We start from the raw sequence: 17,813 nt of genomic DNA, 5'->3' as shown, positions 1-17,813 counted from the left end.
CGCTCCCTTCCCGTGTCCTGCCGCCCCGTTGCCAACTTGCTACCGGCTATCCATGTCCCGCATCTTTTTCAGCAGCCTCTCCTTCATCTCGTCCAAGAACGCCGTCGGGTTCTGTTGCCCCCGCAGCCTGCCGAAAGCGTGGTACACGTTGCCCAGATCCACGTGGAAATGCTTCTCGAACAGCGCAGCCAGCTCGCCGATCTCGGCGTTGCCCTCGTCCACGCTTCCCGTCACGTGTATGCCATAGACGAGCAGTATGGCGGCAACCTTCGTGTTCGTCCAGCGGTGTTCCTTCTCCGGCACGGCTTCCGTTTCCGTCCCCTGCGCCGCACGCTCCATCCGGCGGCTCAGGTGTACCAGCAGCATCTCCACCGAGATCAGCCGTGCCGCCAGTATGTCGTAGCCCGTGGAGAACTCCGCCTCCTCGTCCAGCACGAAGCTGCCGCTCTCGGGGCTTAGCTCGCCCTTCGCCCGCAGGAAATAGTAGCTGTCCCGGTACGTCGCCCCGCTGTGGTAATACTGGTAAAAGGGCAGGTAGCGTTCCATCATCCGCTCGGCACGCTCCATCGCCTTGCGGTAGTACGGTTCGGCGACACGCAGGCAGGCGGGGCAGCCGCTCTCTATCTGGTACACCCGGTAATAGTACAGCAGCCTGCCCGTCAGGGCGGGCTTGTAATACTTGAAGTAGAGGATCTCCTTCGCGTCCCCGGCGAACGGATGGGCGAGGGCGTACTCCTTCAGTTCCCGGTTCTTGCCTTTCAGGTACGAGACCATCTCACGGCAGACGCCTATCACCTCCTTGCCGTCCATGCCGGGGGCTGTGGTCGCCATGCGCTGATCCACCTCCTTCAGCAGCCCGTTAAAATATTCTTCCATATAAATCTTGTTTCATGTTGTTTATAAGGGCGCAAAGTTAGCGGACGGCGGGGAAACGGGCGTTCTGAATCTTCACCGCCGGATTCGGATTGTCCGCCAATCGGCTCCGGACGGTCGTTTTTTCACGGCAGGGCTGGAAAAGGGAGGCTAAACTGTACGGGCGCACCGGGCGATTTCACGGATTTCGGCAGGAGTAGCCTTCAGGTGCTTCTTGCAGAAGTCCCACAGGTAGCTCGGAGTGGCGAAGCCGCACACGTCGGCAATCTCTTGAAGGGGCATGTCCGTGTCCGCCAGCAGGGAGGTCACGTGCGCCTTCCGCTGTTCCGTCAGCCAGCGGTGCGGAGTGGTGTTCAGCTCCTCCTTGAAACGCCGTCCCAGCGTATTGACCGACATGGCGCATTCCCGTGCCAGTTCCTCCACGTTCTTCACCTTGGGCAGAGCCAGTGCGATTTCTTCCCGGAACGAGCAGCCCCGCAGGTGCGGCAGGTACTTTTCCACCTCCTGCAAGTCCGCCTTGCCGAACATCGGCGGTATGCCCTTGCGGTACTCGGACGCCCGTTCACGGCGGAAGCGGAACAGCAGTCCCGCCAGACGGTTGCAGAGCACGTTCAGGTGCGGGTATTCGTCGTAGGCGTTGATGCTTGCCTGCATCCGGCAGAGGAACAGGAATCCTCCGCAGTCCCTTTCCCGGAAATACGCCTCCGCCGTTTCCAGCAGGAAGTCTGACGAGCTTCCGTGGCGGTGATAGGCGACCAGTATCAGCAGTCCGGCTTCCTCCTTCACCCGGTACGAAAGTACGGGGCGGTGTTCCCGCAGCAGCTCCACCAGCCGCACCATCCGTCCGTTCTCCCGTGCGAGCCGTTCCGCCGCAATCCATGTCACCGGACGCTCCGCATCCGTTTGCGGCAATACCCTGCGTACCTTTTCCATCCATTCCCGCCATCCCTCCCGGACGGCTTCATTCATTAGAATTAGTGTAAGATTCTGTTTCATTTTGTTTCAATACGATATTAAATAATACAAATCTTACACGAAATTACAAATTGTTTGCAATAGATGTCCTGCCGACACCCCGTATCGGTCACGATATTTCCTTGAATTACAGATTCGGATTTTGCTCCATAGGTCCGGATATTCAATCGTGAAAAACAGAAAGGCTGTACCGGTTCCACCCGCAGAACGGCATGACAGTAAGCAGGGGGAGCCGGAAGAAAGTCATTCGCCGGTTGGTGAGTGCGTCTTTTCAACGGGATATTTACCGTCCCGTATCTCCTGCAACCTTTCGATCAGTGGTTGCTCCTTGGAATGGTTCTTTTGTTCGGCTATAATGAAGAACGATGCAAAACTGCCGATAACATACAGCCAGAACAGGCATTGACCGAGCAATTTCCGGTATTCGCCCATTGTCTCGTACTTCGCCTGCATCGCTTTCAGCTTCGCAGGACGGTAATACAGCTTTCCGCTTGCTTATCCCGTTACGAAGAACAGCAACAGGGCGCATCCCGTTGCGGCGGCAACGATCAGCCCCAGCCAGAAACGGTAACTCCTTTCACCCAGCGTACCCAGCCAGAAATTCCCTTCCCAACTTCCCGGACGGGAGTACGTCCACCGCCATCCGCAGACAATCCCCACAAGCCACAGCAGCAGGATTCCCGCCACGATCAGGTAGCCGTACCTCGGATGCGCCTGCAACCACTCCGGCAGACCCTCCATAAACTCGCTTATCTTATCGAACCATTCCATAGCAATAACAGAAAAAGCCAAATTCATACCTTACGGACGAACCGTTATACCTCAAAACAAAAATAGCGAAAAGTCCAATCACTCAAAAAGTTTCACCGCAAAATTCTTTTCCGTTTGGAAGAAATACGTTTTATTTGCACCTATATAGCCGCAAACGTATGAAGAAAGCCTCCCCACATAAAAGAACCAGCCGGTTGAAGCTCCCCGGATTCTTCGACCACCTCTTTTATTGGACGTGGCGCAGTTGTCGGCACGGCTTCCCGGATCGTAGTTTTGCGGTCATCAGTGTGGTTCAGTTCGCCTGCCTCCTGTTTCCTGTCGCCATCGCTTTACAGTTCTTGGACACTCCGGCTGTCCGCTTTCTTTACGAAACAGACAACCGCCTTACCCTTTTCCCGCTGATACTGCCGTTCCCCGTATTGCTCTGGAGGAATATGCGCATCTATACCGAGGAGCGTTACCGCATGATGCACGACTATTACGGGGCGTTCCATGTATCGGTACGGCAACGCTATCGCCTTCGTTTCCTTGTCTGCATGGTGCTTGCAGTTCTCGCCATCCTGCTTGAAATACGGCTGTTCACCCTTTATCATGACCGCTGCACGGCCATATCCTCCGGCAACAGCCATCCCGCAAGCCTCTATGTCCCGTATCGGTATGACAACGGCAACGACCCCGTGCAGGAAGGCGTTTACCGCATCGTCGATGAAAAAGGGCGTATCGGATATGCGGACGAGCATGGCAATACCCTCGTAGAACCACGCTTCGCTTTTGGCTTTCCTTTCGAGAACGGGAAGGCGAAAGTAACCGACACGGGAGAACTGGAAGAAGTTCCCGGTTCGGATGGGGAATACCACTATTGGGAAAGCGATGATTGGTATTACATCGACCGCAAAGGGCAAAGGATTGAATAAAAGCCTCAAGACTGCCCTAAGCCCGACATTCCAGCCCCCCGCCTGCCAAGCCCTTGCAGGGCAAACACAAAGCAATCAAGCCCTATCGGAACACCCCGTTCATCCCACCTTTCCCCGAAACAAACACAAAAATTCAAAACCAACTCATTTACAGCAACTTAAAAGAATATCGGTGCAAGCCGCAAAACAGCTCTGTGTGGCTGGTGCAAGGTGCAGCTATATATATAAATATAGCTGCACCTTGCACCACAGAAATACACACTGAAAATCAACACTTTACACTTCGGGTAAAACCACGGGTGCAACCTCGTTTCTTGCACCGCCTCCTGCTTTTATGCTTTTCCTGTAATCCGGTAATCCCGAAAAATAAAAAATCCCCGAAACATTTCCCTTTTTCGGTCAAAATTAGTATATTTGCATCAGTTCCAAGAGCAGAGCGAAGCAATGCAGCGAAACCCGCACAGCTACCAAATCGCTACCGGCTACCGAACTTTCTACTCTTTAAGTCTTATCTACCAACCGATTACAAAAAAACGATTGTTTTTTCAGGAAAAAAACCGAAAAAAGTGATAGATTGAACGTTTTTATTATTACTTTTGCGACACTTATCAAAAACAAGAGTAGAAACAAGGACTATGATGAAGTACTATCCACATACAGTCACATTCATGTGTACCATGACCCTTAGGGGTTAATGGATAGTTTTTGTGTATCTACGTGATTCACGCTTGTATAAGCAGGCAAAATTCAAATTCAATTTTATTCGTAAACAACCAATCGTTCTGTAAAAAGCAAACTGCAGGACATTGCATTTAAATAAGTATCTTCATGAAAGTAATGAAATTCGGCGGAACATCCGTAGGTTCCGTGAACAGCATTTTAAGCGTAAAGAGAATTGTAGAGTCGGCAAATGAGCCGGTAATTGTAGTTGTTTCCGCATTGGGAGGCATCACTGACAAATTGATAAATACATCGAAGATGGCGGCAGTGGGAGATTCAGCCTATGAGGGTGAGTTCCGCGAAATCGTTTACCGTCATGTGGAGATGATTAAGGAGGTGATTCCTGCCGGAGAAAAGCAAGTATCGTTGCAACGTCAGATTGGCGAGCTGCTGAACGAATTGAAGGATATCTTTCAGGGAATTTACCTGATTAAAGACCTTTCCCCGAAAACTTCGGATACAATCGTCAGCTATGGTGAACGCCTTTCATCGATCATCGTCACCGCACTGATTGAGGGAGCAAAATGGTTCGATTCGCGCACTTTTATCAAGACGGAAAGAAAGCATAGCAAGCACACGCTGGATACAGAATTGACTAATAAACTGGTGAAAGAGGCTTTCCAGTCTATTCCTAAAGTAGCACTGGTGCCGGGATTCATCTCTTCGGATAAAACAACAGGGGATGTAACGAACCTCGGACGCGGTGGCTCGGATTATACGGCTGCTATTATCGCTGCGGCATTGGATGCGGCAAGTCTGGAAATCTGGACGGACGTAGACGGATTTATGACGGCTGATCCGCGTGTCATTTCGACTGCTTATACGATTACGGAATTGAGTTACGTAGAAGCGACCGAACTTTGTAATTTCGGCGCAAAGGTGGTTTATCCGCCGACTATCTATCCCGTATGTCACAAGAATATTCCTATTATAATAAAGAATACATTCAATCCGGATGGAGTGGGAACGGTTATCAAACAAGAAGTTTCCAACCCGCAGAGCAAAGCTATCAAAGGTATTTCCTCCATCAACGACACAAGTCTGATTACTGTTCAGGGCCTCGGTATGGTAGGTGTGATCGGTGTCAACTACCGCATCTTTAAAGCATTGGCAAAGAATGGAATCAGCGTGTTCCTCGTGTCACAGGCTTCATCGGAAAACAGTACTTCTATCGGTGTGCGTAATGCTGATGCCGACCTGGCTTGTGAAGTGCTGAACGAAGAATTTGCGAAAGAAATAGAGATGGGTGAGATTTCTCCGATTTTGGCGGAAAGAAATCTGGCAACAGTGGCTATCGTAGGTGAGAATATGAAACATACACCGGGTATCGCAGGTAAACTTTTCGGTACACTGGGACGTAATGGTATCAACGTTATCGCTTGCGCACAGGGAGCTTCGGAAACCAATATCTCTTTTGTTGTCGATTCCAAATCCTTGCGTAAATCATTGAACGTAATCCACGACTCTTTCTTCCTCTCCGAATATCAGGTATTGAACCTCTTTATCTGTGGTGTCGGTACGGTAGGGGGCAGCTTGGTAGAACAGATTCGTTGCCAGCAACAAAAGCTGATGATGGAAAACGGACTGAAACTCCATGTAGTAGGCATCATTGATGCAGCCAAGGCAATGTTCAGCCGTGAAGGTTTCGACCTCGCCAACTTCCGTGAAGAACTGCTGGAAAAGGGCAAGGACAGCAGCCTGCAAACCATCCGCGACGAGATTATCGGAATGAATATCTTTAATTCCGTATTCGTAGACTGTACGGCCAGCGCTGACATCGCATCGCTTTACAAAGATTTCCTGCAACACAATATCTCTGTGGTAGCAGCCAATAAGATTGCGGCTTCTTCCGCTTATGAAAACTATCGTGAACTGAAAACGATTGCCCGCCAACGTGGTGTGAAGTATCTGTTCGAAACAAACGTAGGTGCAGGTCTTCCGATCATCAATACAATTAATGACCTGATTCATAGCGGTGACAAGATTCTGAAGATTGAAGCGGTACTTTCCGGTACGCTGAACTATATATTTAATAAAATCAGTGCCGATATTCCTTTCAGCCGTACCATTAAAATGGCACAGGAAGAACGTTACTCTGAACCGGACCCACGTATTGACTTGAGTGGAAAAGATGTGATCCGTAAACTGGTGATTCTGGCACGTGAAGCCGGATACCGTCTGGAGCAGGAAGATGTTGAAAAGAACCTCTTTGTTCCGAATGACTTCTTCGAAGGTTCTCTGGAAGATTTCTGGAAACGTGTTCCAAGTCTCGACGCAGACTTTGAAGCCCGTCGCCAGGTATTGGAAAAAGAAAACAAACACTGGCGTTTCGTCGCCAAACTGGAGAATGGAAAAGCCTCCGTCGGCCTGCAGGAAGTAGGAGCTAACCATCCGTTCTACGGACTGGAGGGCAGCAACAATATTATCCTGCTCACTACGGAACGCTATAAAGAATATCCGATGATGATTCAAGGATACGGTGCCGGTGCCGGCGTAACGGCTGCCGGAGTATTTGCCGACATCATGAGTATCGCAAACGTTTAATAAATTAAAAATTGAGAAATACCATTCGGAAACGGATCTAAGGCTTTCTTTCATTTTTTAATTCTCAATTCTCAATTCTCAATTTTCAATTTTCAATTTTCAATTTATGAAGCATATTATCATATTGGGAGACGGAATGGCCGATTGGCCAGTGAAGTCATTAGGGGACAAGACGCTCCTGCAATATGCAAAGACGCCTTATATGGATAAGCTAGCTCGCATGGGACGTAATGGCCGCCTGATTACTGTGGCGGAAGGTTTCCATCCGGGTAGTGAAGTTGCCAATATGTCCGTGTTGGGATATAATTTGCCAAAGGTATATGAAGGTCGCGGACCGCTGGAAGCTGCCAGTATTGGTGTGGATCTGAAACCGGGTGAGATGGCAATGCGCTGTAATTTGATTTGTGTGGAAGGAGAAATTCTGAAGAATCACTCCTCCGGACATATATCTACAGAAGAAGCAGATGTATTGATTCAATATTTGCAAGAAAAACTGGGCAATGACCGCGTACGCTTTCATACAGGAGTTCAGTACCGCCATCTATTGGTTATCAAGGGAGGTAATAAAGAATTGGACTGTACACCTCCGCATGATGTACCTTTGAAACCTTTCCGTCCATTGATGGTGAAACCATTGGTTCCGGAAGCGCAAGAAACGGCAGATCTGATTAACGACCTGATTCTGAAATCACAGGAATTGCTGAAAGATCATCCATTGAATCTGAAACGTATGGCAGAAGGTAAAGATCCTGCGAACAGTATTTGGCCTTGGAGCCCCGGTTACCGTCCGCAGATGCCTACTTTCTCCGAGACTTTCCCACAGGTAAAGAAAGGAGCAGTCATCTCGGCTGTCGATCTGATAAACGGAATCGGTTATTATGCTGATTTACGTCGCATCGCAGTAGAGGGAGCAACCGGACTTTATAATACGAATTATGAAAACAAAGTGGCCGCTGCCTTGGAAGCATTGGAGACGGATGATTTTGTTTATCTGCATATCGAAGCCAGTGATGAGGCCGGACACGAGGGAGACATCGACTTGAAACTTCTCACTATCGAGAATCTTGATAAACGTGCCGTAGGTCCTATTTATGAAGCAGTGAAAGATTGGGACGAACCGGTAGCCATTGCTGTATTGCCCGATCATCCTACTCCCTGTGAGCTTCGTACCCATACATCTGATCCCATTCCGTTCCTTATCTGGTATCCGGGTATCGAGCCGGACGAAGTGCAGACGTATGATGAAATAGCTGCTTGCAACGGTAGTTACGGACTTCTGAAAGAAGACGAGTTTATAAAAGAATTCATGAAATAAGTCACCACAGATTATGAAATATTATAGTACGAATAAACAAGCACCTGTTGCCTCACTGCAAGAAGCGGTGGTAAAAGGGCTTGCTGCCGACAAAGGGCTGTTTATGCCTATGTCTATCAAACCTCTTCCACAGGACTTTTACGATACGATTGATAGTTTATCCTTTCAGGAAATTGCTTATCGCGTAGCCGATGCTTTCTTCGGTGAGGATATTCCTGCCGATACGCTGAAACAGATTGTATATGATACATTAAGTTTCGATGTACCTTTGGTTAAGGTGGCAGATAACATCTATTCACTTGAACTTTTCCACGGACCGACGTTAGCATTTAAAGATGTAGGCGGTCGTTTCATGGCGCGTCTTTTGGGATACTTCATTAAGAAAGAAGGACAAAAGAATGTCAATGTATTGGTAGCTACTTCCGGTGATACGGGAAGTGCTGTTGCCAACGGCTTCCTGGGTGTGGAAGGCATTCATGTGTATGTGCTTTATCCGAAAGGAAAAGTGAGCGAAATACAGGAGAAGCAATTCACTACACTTGGACAGAATATCACTGCGCTTGAAGTGGACGGAACATTTGATGATTGTCAGGCATTGGTGAAATCTGCTTTCATGGATAAAGAATTGAATGAACACCTTTCGTTGACTTCTGCCAACTCCATCAATGTAGCCCGTTTCCTGCCGCAGGCATTCTATTATTTCTATGCTTATGCACAATTGAAACGTGCCGGAAAAGCTGATAATGCTGTAATCTGTGTACCTAGTGGAAACTTTGGAAATATCACCGCCGGATTGTTTGGTAAGAAGATGGGTTTACCCGTGAAGCGTTTCATTGCTGCCAATAACCGCAACGATATTTTCTATCAATATCTGCAGACAGGTAAATATAATCCCCGTCCGTCTATCGCAACGATTGCTAATGCTATGGACGTAGGCGATCCGAGTAACTTTGCCCGCGTACTTGATTTATATGGCGGTTCACACGCTGATATCTCTGCTGAGATTTCAGGAACAACTTATACCGATGAGCAAATCCGCGAAACGGTGAAAGAAACCTGGAAAGAACATCATTATCTCCTTGATCCTCATGGTGCTTGTGGATATCGTGCGTTGGTAGAAGGCTTGAAAGAGGGAGAAACGGGTGTATTCCTTGAAACGGCTCATCCTGCCAAGTTCCTCGAAACAGTGGAAAGCATTATTGGAGAAGCGGTAGAAATCCCTGCCAAATTGCAGGAATTTATGAAAGGCGAGAAAAAGAGCTTTCAAATGACAAAAGAGTTTGCGGACTTCAAGAAGTACTTGTTGACGCTTTAATCCTCTTCTTCCTATGAATGAATTTGTGCCACCTTGTTGGCACGGTTGTGTCATCGAAGTGTCACGGTCGTGCCAACAAGGTGGCACAGTTATGACAATAGGGTGGTATAAACCGAGTAATGGCAATATCGTTTATATAGAAGCTAGGAATACTAAATATTCTCCCGTACAATGAACAGTAAACTCATTAGCTGTTGCTTCATTAAGCGTTCCTTGCCACCAATTAGTAAAATCACTAAGAGGATAAACTAATCCTTCTCCTTGCAATCCTTTCGCTCCGAAATTGAAAATTGAAACTTGTTGCCCCGGATGAGAGGCGAAAGTTTGCGTGTCTTTGGCGGGAATAAACATACCATAGTTGGTAATGGTACGTACCTCGATACCATCTTTCATGTAGTCGATCAGCAGACTGATGTTTCCTAACGTATGATCTTCCCGTTTGCCGGTGGCTCCGACAATGGCAATTCTCCGGAATCCTTTCTTTTGCAGGAAATGAACGGCTTTGGTTTGGTCGTTCGTTTCTTGGTCCGCTATCTGATGTACAATAGGAGAGAAAAGTTCTTTATATTCCGGGGAAAGAGAATCCCCGTCACCGATAATTACATCGGGAGTATGCCCACGCAGGATATATTCATTGGCTGCCCCGTCACAACAAACTACAAATTCTGCATTTTCCAGCATTTGCAGGGGAAGAGGATGGCTGGGATATTCGCCATTGGCAAGTATCACGGCTTCGGGAGTATAGTGTTCGTATTTCATTGTATGCTCATTAATTTTTTCCACTTAAAGTAGCCAAAGATAGCTATAATGGAGTAAAGTCCGTACAAAGCGGAAGTAAAATAAAGGTCTTTGTAGATATAAAGTCCGCAGCAGACAATATCCACAAGAATCCAGGCAAACCATTGTTCGATGTATTTGCGTGCCAGCATCCACATGCCAACAATACTTAATGCGGTAGTAAAGCTATCTAGCCAAGGAACATTGCTATCCGTATATGCTATCAGTATCCATGCAATACCGAGGAAAGAAACGATGAATATCAGAAAAAGAGGTAAGTAACATTTTCCCGGAGTATGTACGATAGGAAGACCTTTAGGGGGGGCACCGATTGAAGCATCTGCTGTCGTCAATTGGCCTTTCTTTTTTCTGTGTCCCCATATCCAGAAGAACCAGCCGTAGATGGCAGCTATCAGGTAGTAGATATTGATGCCAAAGTCAGCATACAATCCGGCTTTGTAATATACGAAGATATAGATGGCAGGCATCACAATACCCGCTATCCAAAGGTAGATACTTGCCCGGTACTCTAACCAAAGGTAGACCAGCCCGACAATCGTACCGAATATTTCCAGAAAATTCAATTCCATAACTCTGTGTGATTAAAAGCGGAAAGAAACATGTCCCATAACGTTTGTTCCTGCTTGTGCAGCATATCCGGCATAGTTTCCCCGATTTTCCAGCGTATCGGTGTAGTCACTTGATGCCCAGCCGTTGTTTTCATATTTTTCATTAAACAAATTGTATACAGTAAATCCTACGGTGACTTCTTTCAGTACTTTCTTGGGACGGAAGCTGTACGCCAGATTGAGGTTGCTGACAAAATACTTATCAAGAGTCAGTTCTTCAACTTCTGCGTTTGTCATATACTGTTTGCTTACGAACTGTGATTGCAGGGCAGCTTCGAATCCCTTAGATTTGAATGAGAAACGATTGTTGAGTAAGAAGTCCGGTGAGAAAGCAATGTGAGTGTCTTTATGCTTTATCTGAATAGTTGGGAGAGAAGTAGAGCTACCGTCGTTATTATAGTGGTAGCCCGGCAGGCTCTCTACGAAATCCTGAATACGGTTTTTGCTCCATGTAGCGTTGATATCCCATTGAAACCATTTGCACGGTTTGATTCCCAGCATGATTTCGATTCCCATGCGATAACTGTCCGGCACGTTTTCGGTCAGTGCTTCACCTATATCGTTTAAGGCTCCGGTCAGAACCAGTTGGTCGGTATAGTCCATGTAGTAGAAGTTTGCACCTGCTGTCAGCCATTGGTTGGCGAAGGTATATCCTGCTTCATAGTCGAGCAGCTTTTCTGCTTTGGGGTACGAGTCCGGATCACCATCCGTATAATTGTTTCTTGTCGGCTCTTTTTGAGCAACCGAGAAAGAGGCATAGACACGATGGTTGGAAGTGATGTTCCAGTTTAATCCTACTTTCGGATTAAAGAAATCGAACTTTTTATCTACTGCCAGTGGACGCAGGGCATTCTTGCTCCAGTCATATTTATCATTGTTTCCGTCGATGGTATAGTTGATGTGGCGATACTGGAGATCGGCATAAGCACTTAGTCCTTTAGTAAGATCGTAGTTCGCTTTCAGATAAATATTTCCATCGGTCTTCTTGGATTTGTTGCGGTAATATTCATGGTCGGGAGATAGAGAACCTACATAGTTTTTCACCCAGGGAACTCTTCCGAAGTTATTGCCCCGGTATTGATTTAATCCGCCGCCCAGGGATGCACTTAGCCTGTTAGCTGTGTAATTGAGAGAAAAAACACCGCCGCCGAATTTATTATCCATCTTCTTTTGACGGACTAAATCGCTTTTAGCTACTTCGGTTCCATCTATTGTAAATGGCTTTAACCCATATTCTATCAGGTATCTGCCGTCTTTGTACTCTTCGTAATAACCGTCACCTTTGGTATAATGTAGGGCAACGTTTAGGTTCCAAGCCGTTGAGAAAGTGTGATTGAAGAGAAGTTGATAATTCTTTTGCAGGTAATTATCTGTTTGGTCGTCGTAATAATGTTTTTTGCCGTTGGCATCGGTGTACATTTCCCCGCAAGGATTGTAACGTCTGCCGAATTCTTCCATTTGCTCTTTTGTTGCATATCCCCAAGCATGATATGTCTTTTCTTTTCCGGCAAATGCAATCAGTTTCACAGAGGTGTTTTCTGCAAAATAACCTCCTTGCAGGTAGTAAGAGTTCAAGTCCACCGAAGCACGGTCTATGTATCCGTCCGTACCGATATTGGAAAGGCGGGCGTCAAACGTCCAGTGGTTATTGAGTAAGCCGGTTCCCACTTTCACTGTTTCCTTGTGTGTATTGAACGAACCGTATGAACCATTGAATTCGGCGTATGGTTTCATAGATGCACCTTCGGTTTGCATATTGACACTGGCTCCAAAAGCACCTGCTCCGTTCGTCGATGTACCTGCTCCGCGCTGCACCTGCATATCTTTTACGGAAGAAGAAAAGTCGGGCATATTCACCCAGAACAGGTTATGGCTTTCGGCATCGTTCATCGGTATGCCGTTTACTGTGATGTTGATTCGTGTGCCATCGGTTCCACGTACGCGAAGTGTCGTATAGCCGATACCAGCTCCTGCATCCGATGTGGTCAATGTGGAAGGAGTCATACTTAGCAGATAGGGGATATCCTGTCCGAAGTTTACCTTTTTGAGTTCTGCTTTACCTATATTGGTGAATGCCACGGGAGTTTTGGCTGTGGCACGTGTGGATACTACCTGCACCTCTTGCAGGTTTACTACTCTCATACTGTCCTTTGCACTCGTCTGTGCATGAACAGTGATGCCTGCGCCCAATAAGGCGACGGCCATCCATACAATTCTTTTCATTTTTGCTTACTAATTAGTTCTCTACGCCGGCATTACCCGGATCAGATTCTATGGGTATGTTCTCAGCCCGTCATGTTAAGGCACCCCTACCAGTGAATCGGTTACAAAAATACAGCTTTTGCAGGAGGAAAGCAAAAAAAACTTTTAGATTCGCTAAAAACAATATAACTTTGTAGATTGTTGAAATAGCAAAACAGCAATTTATTCACTTAATATATATTTTAATTATGCTACTATTATTGCAAGCAACACAAGCTGCGGATTCTGTGCAAGTGGCCGCAGATAAATTAATGGAAGAAGCGATTGCCAATGCCGACGGATTGGATAAACTTTCGCTGATTACTCAACAACTGATAGACTTCGGTATTCGTGCCGGAGAACGTATATTGATTGCGGTCATCGTCTTTATTGTCGGACGTTTCCTTATCTCGTTGCTCAACAAGTTTATAAGACGTCTGTTGGATAAACGAAAGGTGGATATAAGTATCAAAACTTTCGTTAGAAGTCTGGTAAATATTCTGTTGACAATCCTTTTAATCATTTCTGTTGTCGGCGCCTTGGGAGTTGAAACAACTTCGTTTGCGGCTTTATTGGCTTCTGCCGGTGTGGCTGTCGGTATGGCTTTGTCCGGCAATTTGCAGAACTTTGCCGGGGGACTGGTTATTCTTTTGTTCAAACCTTATAAGGTAGGTGACTGGATAGAAACACAGCAAGGTTCAGCCGGTACAGTAAAAGAAATCCAGATATTTCATACTATCCTTACTACTTCGGACAACAAATTGATTTATATTCCAAATGGTTCATTGAGCAGTGGAGTAGTGACCAACTATAGTCATCAGGAAACCCGCCGTGTAGAATGGATTATTGGTATAGATTATGGGGAAGATTACAATAAGGTTCAGCAGATAGTTCGTGATATTCTGGCTGAAGATAAACGTATCTTGAATGAACCTGCTCCGTTTATAGCTCTTCATGCGCTAGATGCCAGCAGTGTGAATGTGGTGGTACGTGTATGGGTAAATAGCGGAGATTATTGGGGTGTTTATTTCGATACCAATAAAGCTATTTACGAAACCTTCAATGAAAAAGGTATCAACTTCCCTTTCCCACAGCTTACTGTGCATCAGGGAAATTGATTGTTATACTCTGATAATTCAAAAAATAAGGGAGTTGTACTTAACGTGCAACTCCCTTATTTTTTGGAAAACTTGTCTGGTGTGATTGAATAAATCTCTTTTTTATTTTATACCGAAATCTTCGGCTAGTTCATATCTATCTTCTTTGATTCCCAGTACATGATTAATTTTTCTCCTTTTCTCGAGATCTTTAAAGTAGTTTTCCACAACCTGATAGAGATCGAAGTTAGTGGTTGATCCTGCGGCTAAATCGAGTGATTCCACCATCTTTTCTACGGCTTGATGGATTTTCTCTGCGTCTATCAGATGCAGTTCGTTGCTGTGTATTAAATATTTTTCCATGACTGCAATGTTTTTAATGTTATATAGGTATAACATCTTGCAGTCATGGAAAGTTCAATGATTGAATGTTAGATTTTGGCAAGCGCCTGATCCAAATCCGCAATCAGGTCATCAATATGTTCCGTTCCAATTGATAAACGTACGGTGCCCGGATAAATCTCCTGTTCGGCGAGTTCCTGTGCATTGAGCTGTGAATGGGTAGTGCTTGCCGGGTGGATCACCAATGATTTCACATCGGCAACATTGGCAAGCAGGGAGAAAATCTCCAGGCTGTCGATGAAGCGGTGTGCTTCCTCTTGTCCGCCTTTTACCTCGAAAGTAAAAATGGAACCGGCACCATTCGGGAAGTAACGTTGATACAGTGCATGGTCAGGATGATTGGATAATGATGGATGGTTCACTTTCTTCACTTTCGGATGATTGTTTAAGAAATTCACTACCTTCAATGCATTTTCTACATGGCGTTCTACGCGCAAGGAAAGAGTTTCCAAGCCTTGCAACAGGATAAAAGCGTTGAATGGACTGATGGTGGCACCTGTGTCGCGCAGCAGAATAGCCCGGATACGGATGGCATAGGCAGCCGGACCGGCTGCATCAACGAAGCGTACGCCATGATAGCATGGATCAGGTTCGGTTAGTTGTGGAAATTTGCCGGAAGCTACCCAGTCGAATTTGCCCGAATCTACAATGACTCCTCCTAATGACGAACCGTGTCCGCCAATGAATTTTGTTGCGGAATGTACTACGATATCTGCTCCGTGTTCGATAGGGCGGATTAAATACGGGGTACCAAATGTGTTGTCAATAATCAAAGGTATTTTGTGGCGGTGGGCTATTTCAGCTACTGCCTCTATATCAATGATATTTGAGTTCGGATTTCCCAATGTCTCGATAAATACGGCTTTCGTATTTTCCTGAATGGCTTTTTCAAAGTTCGATAAATCACTTGGATCAACGAATGTTGTTGTGATGCCATAACTGGGTAAGGTATGAGCCAGTAAGTTATAGCTTCCTCCATAAATAGTTTTGGCTGCCACAATATGGTCGCCTGCACGAGTGATGTTCTCGAAAGCATAAGTGATAGCAGCGGCACCCGAAGCAACTGCCAGCCCTGCTACTCCTCCTTCAAGAGCGGCTACGCGTTGTTCAAAAACTCCTTGAGTGGAGTTGGTCAGACGACCGTAGATGTTTCCCGGGTCCTGCAGGCCGAAACGTGCGGCTGCGTGAGCGGAGTTGTGAAATACATAAGAAGTAGTCTGATAAATAGGTACTGCACGGGCATCTGTTGCCGGATCTGCTTGTTCTTGTCCTACATGAACTTGTAAAGTCTCGAAATGTAAATTCTTTGTTGCCATAATCGTATATTTTTTAAGTTTAATATTCTTTCTTTATTTTCTTGCAAAGTTATTGGATGAAGATATATCGAACAATATATATCTGAAATATAGAAAATAATGCTATTTTTGTGCCATTATATGGAATAATACAACTGTGCTATTCCTAGAAATCACCTTTTAGAAGAATATTTTTCTTATGGATACTTTTGATAAACTGGATAGAGTCGATTTGCAAATACTCCGTACTTTGCAAGAAAACGCCCGATTGACGACAAAAGAGTTGGCTGCACGGGTGAGCCTTTCTTCAACTCCTGTTTTTGAACGTCTTAAACGGTTGGAGAGTGGAGGATATATAAAGAAGTATATTGCCGTATTGGATGCGGAAAAGCTGAATCAGGGATTTGTCGTATTCTGCAGTGTGAAGCTTAGACGTCTGAACAGGGATATAGCAGCCGAGTTTACACGGATTATACAGGATATTCCTGAAGTAACCGAATGTTATAACATATCAGGAAGTTATGATTACCTGTTGAAGATTCATGCTCCCAATATGAAATACTATCAGGAGTTTATTCTGAATGTGTTGGGGACGATTGATAGCTTAGGATCACTGGAAAGCACGTTTGTAATGGCTGAAGTGAAGCATCAATATGGGATACATATTTAGTTCGTTGTGTGATAGTCTGAAATTTATCTTGTATATTTGCTATGTAATATAAATCCTCTTCTGCTGACACAATGAATTCAAAAACATATCCTCGCACCAATGATTTCCAGACTGTTTATCTGAATACAGTGATTAAGAATCCTGCCATTATGGTAGGTGATTATACAATATACAATGACTTTGTAAATGATCCTGTTCTTTTTGAGAAGAACAATGTATTATATCATTATCCGATTAATAAAGACCGATTGATAATTGGCAAATTCTGTTCCATTGCTTGTGGAGCCAAATTTCTTTTTAACAGCGCAAACCACACATTGGGTTCTTTATCCAATTATACGTTTCCTATCTTTTTTGAGGAATGGAATTTAGATAAAGGAGATGTAACTTCTGCTTGGGATAATAAAGGGGATATAGTAATAGGTAATGATGTCTGGATTGGATATGAAGCTGTTATCATGGCAGGAGTTCATATCGGAGATGGAGCGGTTATTGCGTCGCGGGCAGTGGTTACTAAAGATGTTCCTCCTTATACGATAGTAGGTGGGACACCAGCTAAAGAAATTCGGAAGCGTTTTGATGAGAATACGATTGTTCAATTGCAGAAATTGCAATGGTGGGATTGGAGTATTGAGAAGATATCCGAATGTATACCTTATATTACAGGTGGAAAGATTGAAGAACTGATAAAAAGATAAACAGTGTGTATATATGAAATTTACAATAGAGCCCGGAACTTCTGCTGATATAGATGAACTGGAAAAGCTGTATGATGAACTGAATGATTATCTGGCTGCTACGACTAATTATCCTGGGTGGATAAAAGGTGTTTATCCTGTTCGGGAAGATGCGGTTGCCGGTGTAAATGATGAAACGATTTACGTAGCAAGATATGATGGAAGAATTGTCGGTTCAGTCATTTTAAATCATCAACCGGAAAAGGCTTATGAGAATGTCAAATGGAAAATAGAACTGGACTATAGCCATATCTTTGTGATACATACTTTTGTTGTATATCCTTCTTTTTTGAAAATAGGAGTAGGGCATGCATTAATGGATTATTCATTGGAATTGGCTCAAAGTTCGGGGATAAAGTCTGTGCGGTTAGATGTTTACGAGAAAAATCTTCCGGCTATTTCATTGTACGAAAAGTGTGGGTTCGAATACATTGATACCGTAGATTTAGGATTGGGTCATTACGGTTTAGAGTGGTTCAAACTTTATGAGAAAATCATTTTATAATCCCTTCCTTACATTATGCATTCATTGTTATAA

Annotated in this window: 16 protein-coding genes, 1 pseudogene and 1 riboswitch; of the genes and pseudogenes, 8 read left to right on the top strand and 9 right to left on the bottom strand. The window is 45.2% G+C overall.

What is annotated here, in order from left to right; all coding sequences use genetic code 11:
* Nucleotides 1-39: 39 nt before the first annotated feature.
* The 4 genes and pseudogenes from H8796_RS01160 to H8796_RS01145 form a co-directional block, all read right to left on the bottom strand.
* Nucleotides 40-876, bottom strand: a complete 837-nt coding sequence (locus H8796_RS01160; protein WP_004327325.1) for an RteC domain-containing protein — start codon at nt 874-876, stop codon at nt 40-42.
* Between the two features lie 147 nt (nt 877-1,023).
* A complete protein-coding gene (locus H8796_RS01155; protein ID WP_029427377.1) occupies nt 1,024-1,869 on the bottom strand; it encodes an AraC family transcriptional regulator in 846 nt (281 codons plus the stop codon).
* Between the two features lie 222 nt (nt 1,870-2,091).
* Nucleotides 2,092-2,334, bottom strand: a pseudogene (locus H8796_RS01150) (hypothetical protein); the annotation flags it as partial.
* 9 nt (nt 2,335-2,343) lie between these two features.
* Nucleotides 2,344-2,646 carry an immunity 17 family protein gene (locus H8796_RS01145; protein ID WP_008627610.1) on the bottom strand — a complete coding sequence of 101 codons (303 nt, stop codon included), beginning with the start codon at nt 2,644-2,646 and terminating at the stop codon, nt 2,344-2,346.
* Nucleotides 2,647-2,777: 131 nt separating this feature from the next.
* Between H8796_RS01145 and H8796_RS01140 the strand changes: the two genes are divergently transcribed.
* The 4 genes from H8796_RS01140 (at nt 2,778) to thrC (ending at nt 9,427) form a co-directional block, all read left to right on the top strand.
* A complete protein-coding gene (locus tag H8796_RS01140) occupies nt 2,778-3,533 on the top strand; it encodes a WG repeat-containing protein (RefSeq protein WP_117599357.1) in 756 nt (251 codons plus the stop codon).
* Between the two features lie 828 nt (nt 3,534-4,361).
* Nucleotides 4,362-6,797, top strand: a complete 2,436-nt coding sequence (gene thrA / locus H8796_RS01135) for a bifunctional aspartate kinase/homoserine dehydrogenase I (RefSeq protein ID WP_004299126.1) — start codon at nt 4,362-4,364, stop codon at nt 6,795-6,797.
* Between the two features lie 106 nt (nt 6,798-6,903).
* On the top strand, nt 6,904-8,112 hold the full coding sequence (locus H8796_RS01130; protein WP_117936290.1) for a cofactor-independent phosphoglycerate mutase: 1,209 nt from the start codon (nt 6,904-6,906) through the stop codon (nt 8,110-8,112).
* Between the two features lie 13 nt (nt 8,113-8,125).
* The gene (gene thrC / locus H8796_RS01125; RefSeq protein WP_117936288.1) at nt 8,126-9,427 is read left to right on the top strand and encodes a threonine synthase; all 1,302 of its coding nucleotides are present in this window, start codon (nt 8,126-8,128) and stop codon (nt 9,425-9,427) included.
* A 132-nt stretch (nt 9,428-9,559) separates the two neighbouring features.
* On the opposite strand, the gene H8796_RS01120 is transcribed toward thrC, so the two are convergent.
* Genes H8796_RS01120 through H8796_RS01110 form a run of 3 tightly spaced genes read right to left on the bottom strand, consistent with a single transcriptional unit; the run spans nt 9,560 to nt 13,056 of the window.
* Nucleotides 9,560-10,186: a thiamine diphosphokinase gene (locus tag H8796_RS01120; protein ID WP_117936286.1), complete on the bottom strand. Its 627-nt coding sequence runs from the start codon at nt 10,184-10,186 to the stop codon at nt 9,560-9,562.
* Nucleotides 10,183-10,794 (bottom strand): nicotinamide riboside transporter PnuC, encoded by a 612-nt coding sequence (gene pnuC / locus H8796_RS01115; RefSeq protein WP_117936284.1) that lies wholly within the window; start codon nt 10,792-10,794, stop codon nt 10,183-10,185. The genes H8796_RS01120 and pnuC overlap by 4 nt, the downstream gene beginning before the upstream one ends.
* Before the next feature lie 12 nt (nt 10,795-10,806).
* On the bottom strand, nt 10,807-13,056 hold the full coding sequence (locus tag H8796_RS01110) for a TonB-dependent receptor (RefSeq protein WP_117936282.1): 2,250 nt from the start codon (nt 13,054-13,056) through the stop codon (nt 10,807-10,809).
* Between the two features lies 1 nt (nt 13,057).
* Nucleotides 13,058-13,154, bottom strand: a riboswitch (TPP riboswitch).
* A gap of 129 nt (nt 13,155-13,283) precedes the next feature.
* Between H8796_RS01110 and H8796_RS01105 the strand changes: the two genes are divergently transcribed.
* Nucleotides 13,284-14,192 (top strand): mechanosensitive ion channel family protein, encoded by a 909-nt coding sequence (locus tag H8796_RS01105; protein WP_187343903.1) that lies wholly within the window; start codon nt 13,284-13,286, stop codon nt 14,190-14,192.
* A gap of 102 nt (nt 14,193-14,294) precedes the next feature.
* On the opposite strand, the gene H8796_RS01100 is transcribed toward H8796_RS01105, so the two are convergent.
* Together H8796_RS01100 and H8796_RS01095 are read right to left on the bottom strand one after the other, a co-directional pair.
* Nucleotides 14,295-14,534 (bottom strand): hypothetical protein, encoded by a 240-nt coding sequence (locus H8796_RS01100; protein ID WP_004306417.1) that lies wholly within the window; start codon nt 14,532-14,534, stop codon nt 14,295-14,297.
* 68 nt (nt 14,535-14,602) lie between these two features.
* The gene (locus tag H8796_RS01095) at nt 14,603-15,889 is read right to left on the bottom strand and encodes an O-acetylhomoserine aminocarboxypropyltransferase/cysteine synthase family protein (RefSeq protein ID WP_004299135.1); all 1,287 of its coding nucleotides are present in this window, start codon (nt 15,887-15,889) and stop codon (nt 14,603-14,605) included.
* 178 nt (nt 15,890-16,067) lie between these two features.
* On the opposite strand from H8796_RS01095, the gene H8796_RS01090 reads away from it, so the two are divergent.
* The 3 genes from H8796_RS01090 (at nt 16,068) to H8796_RS01080 (ending at nt 17,780) form a co-directional block, all read left to right on the top strand.
* Nucleotides 16,068-16,538, top strand: coding sequence for an Lrp/AsnC family transcriptional regulator (locus H8796_RS01090; RefSeq protein WP_004299136.1), 471 nt, complete (start codon nt 16,068-16,070; stop codon nt 16,536-16,538).
* 71 nt (nt 16,539-16,609) lie between these two features.
* Entirely contained in the window at nt 16,610-17,236 is a 627-nt protein-coding gene (locus tag H8796_RS01085) for a CatB-related O-acetyltransferase (protein ID WP_004306418.1), read from the top strand.
* A 13-nt stretch (nt 17,237-17,249) separates the two neighbouring features.
* Nucleotides 17,250-17,780: a GNAT family N-acetyltransferase gene (locus H8796_RS01080; RefSeq protein ID WP_187343902.1), complete on the top strand. Its 531-nt coding sequence runs from the start codon at nt 17,250-17,252 to the stop codon at nt 17,778-17,780.
* Nucleotides 17,781-17,813 lie beyond the last annotated feature (33 nt).

It is taken from the genome of Bacteroides sp. M10 (assembly GCF_014334015.1).
GTDB classification, from domain to species: domain Bacteria; phylum Bacteroidota; class Bacteroidia; order Bacteroidales; family Bacteroidaceae; genus Bacteroides; species Bacteroides intestinigallinarum.
Note: the sequence above shows the minus strand (reverse complement) of the source record. Positions and strands in the feature narration are given on the sequence as shown.

Excerpts from the sequence above, each read along its gene's own strand:
- H8796_RS01160 (WP_004327325.1), bottom strand. The coding sequence starts at position 876 with ATGGAAGAATATTTTAACGGGCTGCTGAAGGAGGTGGATCAGCGCATG.
- H8796_RS01155 (WP_029427377.1), bottom strand. The coding sequence starts at position 1,869 with ATGAAACAGAATCTTACACTAATTCTAATGAATGAAGCCGTCCGGGAG.
- H8796_RS01145 (WP_008627610.1), bottom strand. The coding sequence starts at position 2,646 with ATGAATTTGGCTTTTTCTGTTATTGCTATGGAATGGTTCGATAAGATA.
- H8796_RS01140 (WP_117599357.1), top strand. The coding sequence starts at position 2,778 with ATGAAGAAAGCCTCCCCACATAAAAGAACCAGCCGGTTGAAGCTCCCC.
- thrA (WP_004299126.1), top strand. The coding sequence starts at position 4,362 with ATGAAAGTAATGAAATTCGGCGGAACATCCGTAGGTTCCGTGAACAGC.
- H8796_RS01130 (WP_117936290.1), top strand. The coding sequence starts at position 6,904 with ATGAAGCATATTATCATATTGGGAGACGGAATGGCCGATTGGCCAGTG.
- thrC (WP_117936288.1), top strand. The coding sequence starts at position 8,126 with ATGAAATATTATAGTACGAATAAACAAGCACCTGTTGCCTCACTGCAA.
- H8796_RS01120 (WP_117936286.1), bottom strand. The coding sequence starts at position 10,186 with ATGAAATACGAACACTATACTCCCGAAGCCGTGATACTTGCCAATGGC.
- pnuC (WP_117936284.1), bottom strand. The coding sequence starts at position 10,794 with ATGGAATTGAATTTTCTGGAAATATTCGGTACGATTGTCGGGCTGGTC.
- H8796_RS01110 (WP_117936282.1), bottom strand. The coding sequence starts at position 13,056 with ATGAAAAGAATTGTATGGATGGCCGTCGCCTTATTGGGCGCAGGCATC.
- H8796_RS01105 (WP_187343903.1), top strand. The coding sequence starts at position 13,284 with ATGCTACTATTATTGCAAGCAACACAAGCTGCGGATTCTGTGCAAGTG.
- H8796_RS01100 (WP_004306417.1), bottom strand. The coding sequence starts at position 14,534 with ATGGAAAAATATTTAATACACAGCAACGAACTGCATCTGATAGACGCA.
- H8796_RS01095 (WP_004299135.1), bottom strand. The coding sequence starts at position 15,889 with ATGGCAACAAAGAATTTACATTTCGAGACTTTACAAGTTCATGTAGGA.
- H8796_RS01090 (WP_004299136.1), top strand. The coding sequence starts at position 16,068 with ATGGATACTTTTGATAAACTGGATAGAGTCGATTTGCAAATACTCCGT.
- H8796_RS01085 (WP_004306418.1), top strand. The coding sequence starts at position 16,610 with ATGAATTCAAAAACATATCCTCGCACCAATGATTTCCAGACTGTTTAT.
- H8796_RS01080 (WP_187343902.1), top strand. The coding sequence starts at position 17,250 with ATGAAATTTACAATAGAGCCCGGAACTTCTGCTGATATAGATGAACTG.